Origin of the sequence: Streptomyces sp. NPDC059009, from assembly GCF_042740175.1 — a bacterium.
Taxonomy (GTDB): Bacteria; Actinomycetota; Actinomycetes; order Streptomycetales; family Streptomycetaceae; genus Streptomyces.
The window spans coordinates 1-14,063 of the sequence record NZ_JBHYJB010000086.1; the positions used below are offsets into that span (position 1 = coordinate 1).

The 14,063-nt window shown below is 70.3% G+C and carries 12 protein-coding genes; 5 read left to right on the forward strand and 7 right to left on the reverse strand.

Annotation, left to right across the window (positions count from 1 at the left end):
* Positions 1-328: 328 nt before the first annotated feature.
* From ACFWYM_RS44385 to clpX, 3 genes are all read left to right on the forward strand, one after another.
* Entirely contained in the window at positions 329-934 is a 606-nt protein-coding gene (locus ACFWYM_RS44385) for an ATP-dependent Clp protease proteolytic subunit (protein WP_384851243.1), read from the forward strand.
* Positions 935-995: 61 nt separating this feature from the next.
* Complete coding sequence (locus ACFWYM_RS44390) at positions 996-1,691, forward strand: ATP-dependent Clp protease proteolytic subunit (protein WP_384851221.1); 696 nt, start codon at positions 996-998, stop codon at positions 1,689-1,691.
* Positions 1,692-1,849: 158 nt separating this feature from the next.
* Entirely contained in the window at positions 1,850-3,136 is a 1,287-nt protein-coding gene (gene clpX / locus ACFWYM_RS44395) for an ATP-dependent Clp protease ATP-binding subunit ClpX (RefSeq protein ID WP_384851223.1), read from the forward strand.
* Between the two features lie 102 nt (positions 3,137-3,238).
* Here clpX and ACFWYM_RS44400 read toward each other — a convergent pair whose 3' ends face one another.
* The 4 genes from ACFWYM_RS44400 to ACFWYM_RS44415 form a co-directional block, all read right to left on the reverse strand.
* A complete protein-coding gene (locus tag ACFWYM_RS44400; RefSeq protein ID WP_384851225.1) occupies positions 3,239-4,144 on the reverse strand; it encodes a hypothetical protein in 906 nt (301 codons plus the stop codon).
* 41 nt (positions 4,145-4,185) lie between these two features.
* Entirely contained in the window at positions 4,186-5,226 is a 1,041-nt protein-coding gene (locus ACFWYM_RS44405; RefSeq protein ID WP_384851227.1) for a hypothetical protein, read from the reverse strand.
* Positions 5,227-5,290: 64 nt separating this feature from the next.
* Entirely contained in the window at positions 5,291-6,310 is a 1,020-nt protein-coding gene (locus ACFWYM_RS44410; protein WP_384851229.1) for a hypothetical protein, read from the reverse strand.
* A gap of 184 nt (positions 6,311-6,494) precedes the next feature.
* Positions 6,495-7,451, reverse strand: a complete 957-nt coding sequence (locus tag ACFWYM_RS44415; RefSeq protein ID WP_384851231.1) for a hypothetical protein — start codon at positions 7,449-7,451, stop codon at positions 6,495-6,497.
* Positions 7,452-7,589: 138 nt separating this feature from the next.
* Here ACFWYM_RS44415 and ACFWYM_RS44420 point away from each other — a divergent pair, with 138 nt between their 5' ends.
* Entirely contained in the window at positions 7,590-10,214 is a 2,625-nt protein-coding gene (locus tag ACFWYM_RS44420) for a valine--tRNA ligase (RefSeq protein ID WP_384851233.1), read from the forward strand.
* Positions 10,215-10,287: 73 nt separating this feature from the next.
* Here the strand turns inward: ACFWYM_RS44420 and ACFWYM_RS44425 are convergent, their stop codons facing one another.
* Both ACFWYM_RS44425 and ACFWYM_RS44430 read right to left on the reverse strand, forming a co-directional pair.
* Positions 10,288-10,944: a hypothetical protein gene (locus ACFWYM_RS44425; protein ID WP_384851235.1), complete on the reverse strand. Its 657-nt coding sequence runs from the start codon at positions 10,942-10,944 to the stop codon at positions 10,288-10,290.
* A gap of 61 nt (positions 10,945-11,005) precedes the next feature.
* Positions 11,006-11,638, reverse strand: a complete 633-nt coding sequence (locus tag ACFWYM_RS44430) for a vitamin K epoxide reductase family protein (protein ID WP_384851237.1) — start codon at positions 11,636-11,638, stop codon at positions 11,006-11,008.
* 158 nt (positions 11,639-11,796) lie between these two features.
* On the opposite strand from ACFWYM_RS44430, the gene ACFWYM_RS44435 reads away from it, so the two are divergent.
* Positions 11,797-12,957, forward strand: a complete 1,161-nt coding sequence (locus ACFWYM_RS44435) for a sensor histidine kinase (RefSeq protein WP_384851239.1) — start codon at positions 11,797-11,799, stop codon at positions 12,955-12,957.
* Positions 12,958-13,118: 161 nt separating this feature from the next.
* On the opposite strand, the gene ACFWYM_RS44440 is transcribed toward ACFWYM_RS44435, so the two are convergent.
* Positions 13,119-14,063: rod shape-determining protein (locus ACFWYM_RS44440; RefSeq protein WP_384851241.1), on the reverse strand; the 945-nt coding region annotated here is incomplete at its 5' end.

The window sequence follows — 14,063 nt, forward strand, 5'->3', positions numbered from 1 at the left end:
GGGGAACTGCGCGCTCAGCCCCCACGAACCCGCAAACGCATCTGCCGTGGTCCGTTCTACGGCGGGTGCGGCCCGCCGCGGGCTGGTCGCGCAGTTCCCCGCGCCCCTGTGGGGCACCCCTCCCGGCAGCCCTCAGCGGGAGCTACCTGCGCTCACAGCGAACAGTTCCCCTACCGGGATTCCCTGGCGGGAGCCACGCGTTAGGGTCCATGAATACGAGGGCAGGGGAGTCCCCGCAACCGCACAGCGCAGCGCCCCCCGCCCCCCAGAAGACGTGAGACGGCCCGGCGCCGTCGTAAGACGAGCAGGTGGATACGTGACGAATCTGATGCCCTCCGCCGCCGGCGAGCCTTCCATCGGTGGTGGCCTCGGCGACCAGGTCTACAACCGGCTGCTCAACGAGCGGATCATCTTCCTCGGCCAGCCGGTCGACGACGACATCGCGAACAAGATCACCGCGCAGCTGCTGCTCCTTGCCTCCGACCCGGACAAGGACATCTACCTCTACATCAACAGCCCCGGCGGCTCGATCACTGCTGGCATGGCGATCTACGACACCATGCAGTACATCAAGAACGACGTGGTGACGATCGCGATGGGCATGGCCGCCTCCATGGGCCAGTTCCTGCTCAGCGCCGGTACCCCCGGCAAGCGCTTCGCGCTGCCGAACGCCGAGATCCTCATCCACCAGCCCTCCGCGGGCCTCGCCGGTTCCGCCTCGGACATCAAGATCCACGCCGAGCGGCTGCTGCACACGAAGAAGCGGATGGCCGAGCTCACGGCGTTCCACACCGGTCAGACGGTGGAGCAGGTCACGCACGACTCCGACCGCGACCGCTGGTTCGACCCGGAGGAGGCCAAGGAGTACGGCCTCATCGACGACATCATGCCGACGGCGGCCGGAATGCCGGGCGGCGGCGGCACCGGAGCCTGACGGGTCTGACTGACCCGTTCCGAGCCCCGAAGCCGACCTCAGCCCATCTTCAGGAGACACAGTGAACGACTTCCCCGGCAGCGGCCTCTACGACCGGATGCGCGCCGAGCAGGCCGCCGGCCAGTACACCGGCCCGAGCGCCGAGTCCCGCTACGTGATCCCGCGCTTCGTCGAGCGCACCTCGCAGGGCGTGCGCGAGTACGACCCGTACGCGAAGCTCTTCGAGGAGCGCGTGATCTTCCTCGGCGTCCAGATCGACGACGCCTCCGCCAACGACGTCATGGCGCAGCTCCTGTGCCTGGAGTCGATGGACCCCGACCGTGACATCTCGGTCTACATCAACAGCCCGGGCGGCTCCTTCACCGCCCTCACGGCCATCTACGACACGATGCAGTTCGTGAAGCCGGACGTGCAGACGGTCTGCATGGGCCAGGCCGCCTCGGCCGCCGCCGTGCTCCTCGCGGCCGGTACGCCGGGCAAGCGCATGGCGCTGCCGAACGCCCGCGTCCTGATCCACCAGCCGTACAGCGAGACCGGCCGCGGCCAGGTCTCCGACCTGGAGATCGCGGCGAACGAGATCCTCCGCATGCGTGCTCAGCTGGAAGAACTGCTGGCCAAGCACTCCACGACCCCGATCGAGAAGATCCGCGACGACATCGAGCGCGACAAGATCCTCACGGCCGAGGACGCGCTGTCGTACGGCCTGATCGACCAGATCATCTCGACCCGGAAGATGAACAACTCCTCGGTCGCTTGAGCGCGCAGTAGCATCTGCGTTTCCCTTGGCGCGGTTCCTCGGCGAAGTGAACCGTGCCAAGGGGGGCCCGAACGGGGGGCCCGGCAAGGTACCGTCGGATACAAGGCACCAGGAGCCGCTGGACCAAGGGCGTCTCCCAGGCGAAGGGGAAGCACACCGTGGCACGCATCGGTGACGGCGGCGATCTGCTCAAGTGCTCGTTCTGCGGGAAGAGTCAGAAGCAGGTCAAGAAGCTCATCGCAGGCCCCGGTGTGTACATCTGCGATGAGTGCATCGATCTCTGCAACGAGATCATCGAGGAGGAGCTCGCGGAGACGAGCGAGGTGCGCTGGGAGGAACTGCCCAAGCCCCGCGAGATCTACGAGTTCCTGGAGGGTTACGTCGTCGGTCAGGAGCCGGCGAAGAAGGCCCTCTCGGTAGCGGTCTACAACCACTACAAGCGCGTCCAGGCCGGCGAGAACGGCGGCGCGCAGGGTCGTGACGACGCGATCGAGCTCTCCAAGTCCAACATCCTGCTGCTCGGCCCGACGGGTTCCGGCAAGACTCTCCTCGCCCAGACCCTGGCCCGCATGCTGAACGTCCCGTTCGCCATCGCCGACGCGACGGCGCTGACGGAGGCCGGCTATGTGGGCGAGGACGTCGAGAACATCCTCCTGAAGCTGATCCAGGCCGCGGACTACGACGTCAAGAAGGCGGAAACCGGGATCATCTACATCGACGAGATCGACAAGGTGGCTCGCAAGTCCGAGAACCCGTCGATCACGCGCGACGTATCGGGCGAAGGCGTCCAGCAGGCCCTGCTCAAGATCCTTGAGGGCACGACCGCCTCGGTCCCGCCGCAGGGCGGCCGCAAGCACCCGCACCAGGAATTCATCCAGATCGACACGACCAATGTCCTCTTCATCGTGGGCGGCGCGTTCGCGGGCCTGGAGAAGATCATCGAGTCGCGGGCGGGCGCGAAGGGCATCGGCTTCGGCGCCACCATCCACTCCAAGCGCGAGCTGGAGGAGAAGGACCGCTTCGAGGACATCATGCCGGAGGACCTGGTGAAGTTCGGGATGATCCCCGAGTTCATCGGCCGTCTCCCGGTCATCACGAGCGTGCACAACCTGGACCGTGAAGCACTCCTCCAGATCCTGGTCGAGCCCCGCAACGCCCTGGTCAAGCAGTACCAGCGCCTCTTCGAACTCGACGGCGTGGAGCTGGACTTCGAGCGCGGCGCCCTCGAGGCCATCGCGGACCAGGCGATCCTCCGCCAGACCGGCGCCCGCGGCCTGCGCGCCATCATGGAGGAGGTCCTCCAGTCGGTGATGTACGAGGTCCCGTCCCGCAAGGACGTCGCCCGCGTCGTCATCACGGCGGATGTCGTCCACTCGAATGTGAACCCGACCCTGGTCCCCCGCGACGCCCGCGGTTCGGGCAGCGGCGAGCAGAAGTCGGCGTAGCGGCATACGGGTTGCCGTACGCGGCACACCAACTACGAGGGGCGCCCGGCTTGTTGCTCGCGGGGCGCCCCTCTTCGCGTACGAAGTCGCTTGCGTGCCCCGCTACTTGACCTCGACGCGGACGTCGTCGCGCAGCTTGGCGGTCAGGGCCGCGGTCTCGTCCAGGGTGAGCTTCTTGCCGGACAGGGTGGCGCCGCCGTCGGCGTGGGTGACGAACGCGGCGGTGCTGTGGTCGCCCCAGACGCACATCGGGGTCTGGAAGGAGTTCGGGATGCCGTCCTTCTTCTCGGCGTCATCGGCGGCCCCGAGCCGGAACTCGGCCGCCTGGCACTTCATGATGCCGTTCTCGAACCCTGCGGGCTTGAACTCCTCGGGCTCACCGATGAGTTTGACGCCCTCCGCGTCCGACTTGGAGGCGTTCTTCTTCATCTTGGCGAACATGGCGTCGACCACCTTCTCGGGGTCGTCGATGTCGCCGTAGACGCCGCCGAAGTTGAGCGACTTCTGGGTGTTCCCGCTGCCGGACTGGTAGGCGGAGCTGACGTCCTTGGGGTTCGCGACCCCGGCCTGCTCCATCTCCGCGAGGTCCTTCTTGCCCATCCCGCCGGACCCCGAGCTCGTGGTTTCCTTCTGGTACTCACCGGCGACCGTCGAGGGCGTCGTCAGCTTGTACGTCTTCCCGTCGTCGGCGACCGACGAGCCGCCGTCGTCCTTGCCGAGGAGGAAGTACCCGCCGACGCCTATCGCGGCGACCACGGCGATGGCACCGATGACGGCCGCGGCCTTCTTGCCACCGCCTCCACCACCCTGCGGCGGCATGGGCGGCTGCGGGGCCTGCCCGTACGGCGCGTGGGGCTGCTGCCCGTACGGCGGCTGCTGGGGCGGGACCCCCTGGGGGGCCTGCTGGGGGTAGCCGTAGCCGGGCTGGGGGGCCTGGGGCTGCTGGCCGTAGGGTCCGGGCTGCTGGGGCTGCTGGCCGCCGTACGGGCCCGGCTGGTTGTAGCTCATTGCGTGGGGTTCCCCCTCTTGACGCTTACGGTTCGGACGGCTCAGAGCTTGACGCGGGATTCCTTGCGGAACTTGGCCGCCTTGTCCGCGCCGTCCTCGAGGTCGGCGCTCTTGCCGGCCATCACGGTCGCCATGTCCGTGGTGATCACGACGCCGACGGTGCTCTTGTCGCCCCAGATGCAGGTGGCCATCGACATCTTGTCGGGCGTGTCGGCCGCCTCGCCGCCTCCGGCCGACGAGCCGCCGAAGTCGTACTTCATCTCCTGGCACTTCATGACGGCGCCGTCGAGCCCCGACGGGTTGTACGACTCGGGGCTGCCGACCAGAGACATGCTCTGGCCGCTGCTGCCCGAGCCGCTCTTGTCCGCGTTCTTCTTCGCCTCGGCGAACATCGCGTCGACGACGCTCTCCGGGTCCTCGATGTCGCCATAGACGCCGTTGAACTGAAGGATCTTCTGCCCCATCGGGTTGCTCTTGTCGCCCGACTCGTACTGGGCCGAGATGTCCTTGGCGTTCTTCACGCCGTGCTTCTCGGCGTCCTTCATGTCGCTCGGGCCCATGCCGCCTCCGCCGCCGCTGCCCTCCTTCTTCGTGTACTCGGTGAGCACCGTCGCGGGGGTGGTGAGCTTGTGCGGGCCGTCGTCCTTCACGCCGCCGCCGTCGGCCACGGACGAGCCGCCGCCCTTGCCGCCCTTGTCGTCGTCGCCCTTGGTGAGGAAGAAGACGCCGACGCCGACGGCGACCAGCGCGACCACGGTGCCGATGATGATGCCGGTCCGCTTGCCGCTGCCGCCGCCCTGGGGCGGGGGCGGGACCTGGCCGTAGGGGGCCTGGGGCTGCTGGCCGTAGGGGCCGGGCTGGCCGGGCTGTTGGGGGAAGCCGTAGCCCTGCTGGGGCTGGCCCTGGCCGTAGGGGGGCTGCTGGGGCGGGACGCCCTGGGGGGCCTGCTGGGGGTAGCCGTAGCCGGGCTGGGGGGCTTGGGGCTGCTGGCCGTAGGGTCCGGGCTGCTGGGGCTGCTGGCCGCCGTACGGGCCGGGCTGCTGGGGCTGGTTGCCGTACGGGCCCGGCTGGTTGTAGCTCATTGGGTGTGTCCCCTCCGGGGGTCGTGGTGCTGGAGCGTCAGAGGTGTCCGGTGCGTCAGAGGCGTCAGAGCTTGACGCGGACTTCCTTGCGGAGCTTGAGGGCGGTGTCCGAAGCGTCGTCGAGGGACGGGCTCTTGCCCGCCATGGCGTCCGCCATCTCGACCGGGACCGCGATGCCGAGCGTGCTGTGGTCCGCCCAGATGCAGACCGGCATGCGGATCTCCTTCGGGCCGCTCGCGGCGCCGCTGGACGGGGAGTTGTTCTTGAACACGGACTCCTGGCACTTCAGCGCCGCCTCCTTGGTGCTGAAGTCCTCGGGGCTGCCGGTCAGTTCACCGGTGCTGGACCCGTTCCCGGCGTCCTTCGCGGAGTCTTCCTTCAGCTTGGCGAACATGCCGTCGACGGTCTTGGCGGGGTCGGCGATCTTCCCGTACACGCCCATGAACTGAAGGGCCTTGGCCGACAGCGGGTTGCTCTTGTCGCCCGCCTGGTAACCGGCGTTGACCGACGTGGGGTTCAGTACGCCCGCCTTCTCGGCGTCCTTGAGGTCGTCATCGGTGAAGCCGCCGCCGCCGCTCGCGCCGCTGTCCTTCTTGTACTCGCTGAGGACGGTCTCGGGGGTCGTGAGCTTGTGCGGGCCGTCGTCCGTCACGCCGGTCCCGCCGCCACTGCCGCCGCCGTCGGCCACGGACGAGCCGCCGCCCTTGCCGCCCTTGTCGTCGTCCTTCTTGGTGAGGAAGAAGACGCCCGCGCCGACCGCGACCAGTGCGACCACGGCGCCGATGATGATGCCGGTCCGCTTGCCGTTCCCGCCGCCCGGCGGGGGCGGGGGCGGGACCTGGCCGTAGGGGGCCTGGGGCTGCTGGCCGTACGGGGCTTGGGGCTGCTGCCCGTAGGGGCCGGGCTGGCCGTACGGGGGCTGCTGGGGCGGGACGCCCTGGGGAGCCTGCTGGGGGTAGCCGTAGCCGGGCTGGGGAGCCTGCTGCGGCTGGCCGTAGGGGCCCGGCTGCTGCGGCTGGCCGCCGTACGGGCCGGGCTGCTGAGGAGGCTGCCCACCGTACGGGCCCGGCTGGTTGTAGCTCATTGCGGGTTCCGTTCCCCTCGAACGCTTATCTGTTTCAGACATCCTGACCGATGGCCGGTGGGCGTGGGGCCGCCGGGGTGGATCGATGCGGAGTTGTTGATGGGCTGTGCCAGAGGACTGACGTACGAAGGCCCCGAAGCGCTCTGCTTCGGGGCCTTCGTGCCTGTTTACGCCTGCGTGGGCGCTACGCCTTGACCCGTGCGGCCTTGCGGAGCTTGGCCGCGAGCGGGGCGATCTCGTCGGTCGTCATGCCCTTGCCGCCGGTCAGCATGGCCGAGCTGTCGATGCCGTTGACCATGCCGAAGGTGCTGTGGTCCGCCCAGATGCAGAAGGGGATGTCGAAGGACTTGCCGCTCTCCTTGATGGTGGCGGTCTGGCACTTCATCACCGCGTTGTCGAGGCCGTCGGGCGAGACCGACTCGGGGCTGCCGCTCCACGAGACCTCCTCCTTGCTGCCGGCGTTGTCACCGGTGTCCTCGGAGGTCTCGTGAATCTTGTCGAAGCCCTTGTCGACCGCCTTCCCCGGATCACTGATCTCGCCGTACATCCCGTTGAAGCCGACGGTCTTGGGCTTCACCCCGGAGGACTGGTAACTCGCCGTCTCCTGCTTGGCGTTCTCGATGCCGATCTCCGTGGCGGCCTTCTTGTCGTCGTCGCTCGTGAGGCCGGTGTCCGAGGAGTCGCTGCCCTCCTTCTTCTTGTACTCGGCGACCGACGCCGGAGCCACCAGCTTGTGCGGGCCGTCGTCCTTCACGGACGTGGAGCCGCCGTCGTCACCCCGCCCGAAGGCGAAGTACGCGCCCGCGCCGAGCGCCGCCACGAGCACGACCGCGCCGATGACCAGCCCCGCCTTCTTGCCGTTCCCGCCGCCCGGCGGGGGCGGGGGCACCTGGCCGTACGGGGCCTGCGGCTGCTGCCCGTAGGGGCCGGGCTGCTGGGGCTGGCTGTAGCCGCCGGGCTGGCCACCCTGCTGCGGGTAGCCGTAGCCGGGCGGCGGGGTCTGGGGCGGCTGGCCGTACGGGGTCTGGGGCGGCTGGCCCTGGGGCTGCCCGTAGGGGCCCGGCTGCTGCGGCTGCTGGCCGCCGTACGGGCCGGGCTGCTGGGGCTGGCCGTCGTACGGGCCGGGCTGGTTGTAGCTCATGGTGAAGGGTCCCCCTAGGAATGCTGATGTGTACCGGACATCCTGACCGAAGCTCGCGCCCCGTGGGGCTTCCGGAGCCCAAGCGTTACCGCGGATTCCGGTTTCGGCACGGCTCCCGCACACCTCTAAACTGACCCCGTGACCGAGAACACTCAGCAGCAGAATCCAGCGACCACTCCCGAACTGCCGACCCAGTACACGCCGGCCGACGTAGAGGGGACGCTGTACGAGCGCTGGGTAGACCGGGGCTACTTCGCCGCCGACGCGAAGAGCGAGAAGCCGCCGTACACGATCGTCATCCCGCCGCCGAACGTCACCGGCTCCCTGCACCTGGGCCACGCCTTCGAGCACACGCTCATCGACGCCCTCACCCGCCGCAAGCGCATGCAGGGCTTCGAGGTGCTCTGGCAGCCGGGCATGGACCACGCCGGCATCGCCACGCAGAACGTCGTCGAGCGCGAGCTCGCCAAGGAGGGCAAGTCCCGCCACGACCTGGGGCGCGAGGAGTTCATCGAGCGCGTCTGGAAGTGGAAGGGCGAGTCCGGCGGGCAGATCAGCGGGCAGATGCGGCGCCTCGGTGACGGCGTCGACTGGTCGCGCGAGCGCTTCACCATGGACGAGGGCCTCTCCCAGGCCGTCCAGACGATCTTCAAGAAGCTCTACGACGACGAGCTGATCTACCGCGCCGAGCGCATCATCAACTGGTGCCCGCGCTGTCTGACCGCCATCTCCGACATCGAGGTCGAGTACCAGGACGACGACGGCGAGCTCGTCTCGCTGAAGTACGGAGACGGGGACGAGACCGTCGTCGTCGCCACCACGCGCGCGGAGACGATGCTCGGCGACACCGCCATCGCCGTGCACCCCGAGGACGCGCGCTACAAGCACCTCATCGGCAAGCTCATCAAGCTGCCGCTGACCGACCGCTCCATCCCGGTCGTCGCGGACGAGCACGTCGACCCCGAGTTCGGCACCGGCTGCGTCAAGGTCACCCCGGCGCACGACCCGAACGACTTCGAGATCGGCCAGCGCCACGACCTGCCCGCGATCACGGTGATGGACGAGCACGCGGTCATCACGGTTCCCGGCCCCTTCCAGGGACTGGACCGGCTCGAAGCGCGTTCCGCCATCGTCGGGGCGATGCGCGCCGAGGGCCGCGTCGTCGCCGAGAAGCGCCCCTACACCCACTCCGTGGGCCACTGCTCGCGCTGCAAGACGACCGTCGAGCCGCGCCTGTCGATGCAGTGGTGGGTCAAGGTCGGCCCGCTCGCGAAGGCCGCCGGTGACGCGGTCCGCGACGGCAAGGTCACGATCCACCCCCAGGAGATGGAGAAGCGCTACTTCGACTGGGTCGACAACCTCAACGACTGGTGCATCTCGCGCCAGTTGTGGTGGGGCCACCGCATCCCCGTGTGGCACGGGCCGAATGGCGAAGTCGTCTGCGTGGGTCCCGACGAGCAGCCGCCGACCGGTGAGGGCTGGAAGCAGGACACCGACGTCCTCGACACCTGGTTCTCGTCCGGGCTGTGGCCGTTCTCCACCCTGGGGTGGCCGGAGGAGACCGAGTCGCTCGCGAAGTTCTATCCGAACTCCGTCCTGGTCACCGGCTACGACATCCTCTTCTTCTGGGTCGCCCGGATGATGATGTTCGGCCTGTACGCGATGGACGGCACCCCGCCGTTCCACACCATCGCCCTGCACGGCATGGTCCGCGACCAGTTCGGCAAGAAGATGTCGAAGTCCTTCGGGAACGCCGTCAATCCCCTGGACTGGATGGACAAGTACGGCAGCGACGCCCTGCGCTTCACGCTCGCCCGCGGCGCCAACCCCGGCGTGGACGTGCCGATCGGCGAGGACTGGGTCCAGGGCTCGCGCAACTTCACCAACAAGATCTGGAACGCCACGCGCTTCGCGCTGATGAACGGCGCCACGGTCGAGGGCGAACTCCCGCCCGCGGAGCAGCTGTCCGCCACCGACCGCTGGATCCTCTCCCGCCTGAACGCGACGGTGGCCGAGGTCGACGCGCTCTACGACGACTACCAGTTCGCCAAGGTCTCGGACGCCCTCTTCCACTTCGCGTGGGACGAGGTCTTCGACTGGTACGTGGAGCTGTCCAAGACCACGTTCATGGGCGGCGGCGAGGCCGCGAAGGTCTCCGGCCGCGTTCTCGGCGAGGTCCTGGACGTCACGCTGCGCCTGCTCCACCCGGTCGTCCCGTTCGTGACGGAGACGCTGTGGACGACGCTGACCGGCCGCGAGTCCGTCGTGATCGCCGAGTGGCCGAGCGACAGCGGCTTCCGCGACGCCGCCGCCGAGCAGGAGATCGCCGCGCTCCAGCAGGCCATCACGGAGGTGCGCCGGTTCCGCGCCGACCAGGGCCTGCAGCCCGGCCAGAAGGTCCCGGCCCGGCTCACCCTGGAGGGCACGGCGCTCGCCGCCCACGAGGCCGCCATCCGCCAGCTCCTGCGCCTCCAGCCGGAGGGCGACGCCTTCGCGGCGACGGCGACCCTGCCGGTCGCGGGCGCCACGGTCGCGCTCGACCTGTCGGGCACGATCGACGTGGCCGCCGAGCGCAAGCGCCTCGCCAAGGACCTGGCCGCCGCCGAGAAGGAGAAGGCCCAGGCCAACGCGAAGCTCGGCAACGAGGCGTTCCTGGCCAAGGCCCCCGACCATGTGGTCGACAAGATCCGCGGCCGCCTCGCCAAGGCGGACGAGGACATCGCCCGCATCGAGGCCCAGCTGGCGGCGCTGCCCGCCGCGTAAGCACAGGCGTACGTAAGCGAAGGCGCCCGGAACCTCAACGGTTCCGGGCGCCTTCGCCCTGTCAGCGCATGATTCAGACGGTGGGTACGGGCGGTTCGACCCGCTCTCCCTGAGAGATCAGCTCCACGGGCCCGGCGTGCGCCTCCTCCGGGAGGACCTCCGCGTGCGGCTCGAGTTCGAGCCCGAGCCGCTCCAGCTCCGCGTCGGCCAGGGCGTCGAGGGTCTCCGGGTCGCCGCTGCGCCAGCCCTCGGCGAGGCTGCCGGGGGTGGCGTCGGGGAGGGTGTCGGCGAGACTCTCGGCGAGCACGGTCATCTCGTCGAGGGGCCGCATCAGGGCGCGCAGGGCGAGCAGTTCCCGGCCGTCGTCGCAGGCCGCGAGCTCCCGCGCGGCGACGGCCTGGCGATGCCAGCGGAGGCGGCGCGGGAACCAGGAGCCGAGGACGAGGCCGACGGGCACCAGGAAGAGGGCGAGGGAGCCCGCCGTGACCAGGCCCCGTACCAGGGCGGGGTCGATCTGCCCGGTGGCGTGGGCGACCTCGCGCAGCGCGGTGCCGACGCGGTCGCCGAGCAGGGGGAGACGGTGCTCCTGGAGGGTTCGGGGGACGGTGAGGAGACAGGCCAGCCGGTACGCGGTGAGTGCGGCGGCGCACCATAGAGCGGTCCAGATCAGGACGGCGGCGTCACCGAGGGTCTGACGGGTCCGGCGGCCGGGGTTCTGGGCATACCACATGGTCCGATGAGACCCCCGGGGCGCGGCCATGATCGCCTCGCCGCGCCGTGGGCACCCGGGATCAGAGCAGTTGGTCGCCGAAACGGATCAGTACGAGCACGGTGAGGACGCCGTAGATCAGGGCGAGCCCGAGCCATGCGTAGCGCGGTGCGAGCGCGCGCACCAGCCAGGACGGCGCGGGCAGCGCCCCCGTCCGCAGCGAGCGCACCGTGACGCACCAGAACACCGGGATCGTCACCGCCCACACGAGCATGCACCAGGGGCACAGCGCCCCGATCACGTACAGGCACTGGCTCGCCAGCCACACCACGAAGGCGAAGGCCCCCGTCACGGCCGCCTGCACGCAGAGCCACAGCCACCGCGGGAACACGGCGCCCACCGCGAGGACGAGCCCCAGCGCACCGAGGACGGCGAACCCGGCGATGCCGAGCAGCATGTTCGGGAAGCCGAAGAGGTTGGACTGCCAGGTGGTCATGACGTCGGTGCAGCTGAGCACCGCGTTGATGTTGCAGCCGGGGGAGAAGGCCGGGTTCGCCAGGGACTCGATCCGGTCGTACGTCAGGACGGCCGAGGCCAGCGTGCCGACGGCGCCCGCGACGAGCAGGAGCAGGCCGAGGGGGCGGCAGCCGCGGGCGGGGGCGGCCGGGGTCTCGGTCGGCGGCGCGGGGGACGCGGTCCGGGTGGCGGAGGGCATGCATTCGACCGTGACCGGGGCGGGGAGCCGTGCGGTAGACGCGTTGGTCCCGAGGCGCCGGGCGAAGGTCCCGTTGCGGTCGCACACAGTGCTGCAAATCACCACATCCAGGCCGGAAGTCCGTTCAATCGGGCCGAAAGACCTTGGATGATGGAGAGATGCACGACAGGGCCGCCCGCACGGCGATACGTCAGGCGGTGGCCACCGGCCGCCGCCTCGCCGGGCGTTCCGTGCAGAGCCCGCGCGCCCTGGACCTGCTCACCGCGCTCAGCTGTCTCTCCCTGCTCGCCCTGGACATCCCGGGCCTCGCCAAGGACGACAACTCCCTCAACGGCCTCATGGCCGCCGCCGTCCTCGCCCTCGGCGCCGCGTCCCTGATGGTGCGCCGCCCGCTGCCCTGGATCCCGTACGCCGTCGCGCTGCTGTTCCTGGGCTGGCTGCACGAGCTGACGCTCGCCCAGTTCGCGCTCTACTCGGTGGGCCGCTACCGGGGGCGCCGGGCGGCGGTGCTCGGCGTCGTCGGGTATGTCGCCTTCGCGTACGTCATGTTCCTGCAGCCGGGCTGGCCGCCGCACCGCGGTGAGACGCTCAGCTCCTTCCTCAGCCTGGTCGTGCCGATCGGGGCGCTCGCGGCGGGCGTCGGGGTCGCGGCCAACCGCCAGGACCTGGTGCGCGCGCTCCAGGAGCAGCGGGCCGAGACGGAGACCCTGCACGCGGTGCAGCGCGAGCGGATGCGCATCGCCCGGGACGTGCACGACTTCGTGGGGCGCGAGCTGACGCTGCTGAGCGTCCGCTCCCAGGTCCTGGCCCGCCGGGCCGCGGGCGGTGCGCACGAGGAGGGCTTCGAGGAGCTCTCCGAGACGGCGCGCTGTGCCCACCGCATGCTCAACGAGATCATCGTCCAGCGCGGCACCGACGGCGCCCCCACCCCCGGCCTGGACGCCCTGCCGGAGCTCGCCGAGCGCAGCGGCCGCGCGGGCAGCCCCGTCGAGCTGCTCGTCGACGGCGCCGCCTACCGCCTCTCCCCGCTGCGCCAGGCAGCGGTGCACCGGGTGGTCCAGGAGTGTCTGACGAACGCGGCCAAGCACGCACCGGGCGAGACGGTCCACGTGCACGTCACGATCGTGGCGCCCTGCCTCCGCGTCCGGGTCCGCAACGCCCTCCCGGCGACGGCTCCCCTCTCGGCGCCGGTGTCGGCGGGGACGGGGACAGCGGGGATGGCGGAGCGGGTGCGGACGGTGGGCGGGTCGTTCACGGCCGGTCCGAAGGACGGGGTGTACGAGGTGGTGGCGGAGCTGCCGGCGGGACAGCTGGGGTAGTTCAGCCTGTCCGGCTGTCCGGCTGTCCGGCGTTTTTGCGGACGCGGCCGAAGGCCGATGGGGGCCAGGGGCGCAGCCCGGAGAAGGGCGCCGCGCCCCGGCGGTCACGCGACCCGCGAGGGTCACGCCGCGGCGCGGCAACGGTCACGCCACCCGCGGCGTCACGCCGCGGACATCACCCGCTCCAGCCCGTCGAAGTCCTCCACGCACTTGCCGCAGCCGTGCGCGACGCTGTCCAGCGGGTCCTCGGCCACGACGACGGGGATGCCCGTCGCGGAGGAGACGCGCAGGTCGAGCCCGGGCAGCAGGGCGCCGCCACCGGTGATCACGATCCCGTGCTCCATGATGTCGCCGGACAGCTCCGGCGGGCACTCCTCCAGGGTCGCCTTCACGGCGGCGATGATCTGCTCCACCGGCTCGTCGAGGGCGGCCCGCACCTCGCGCGCGGTCAGGTCCACCGTCTTCGGCAGGCCGCCCACCTTCTCGCGGCCGCGCACGGTGAACGTCCGCATCTCGAAGGCGTCCTCGCCCGGCACCGGCCACGCCGAGCCGATCGCGACCTTGATGTCCTCGGCGGTGCGCTCGCCGATGAGGAGCGCGTGCTCCTTGCGTACGTAATCGGTGATCGCGGTGTCGAGGCGGTCGCCGCCAACCCGCAGGGACTGCGCGGTGACGATGCCGCCCAGGGAGATGACGGCGACCTCGGTCGTGCCGCCGCCGATGTCGACGACCATCGAGCCGCGCGGCTCGGCCACCGGCAGGCCCGCCCCGATCGCGGCCGCCATCGGCTCCTCGACCAGGTGCACGGCGCGGGCGCCCGAGCGCTGCGCGGCGTGCACGATGGCGCGGCGCTCGACGGGGGTGACCCCGGAGGGCACGCAGACCACCATACGGGTGCGGGGGCGACGGCCCGGCACGACCTTCCGTACGAAGTGCCGGATCATCTCCTCGGCGGCCTCGTAGTCGCTGATCACGCCGTCGCGCAGGGGGCGGATCGCCGTGATGGAGCCGGGAGTCCGGCCGATGGTCTCCTTGGCATCGGTGCCGACGGCGAGAGCGCCCTTGGCGCCCTCCTTGACGGCGACCACCGAGGGTTCGTTGAGCAC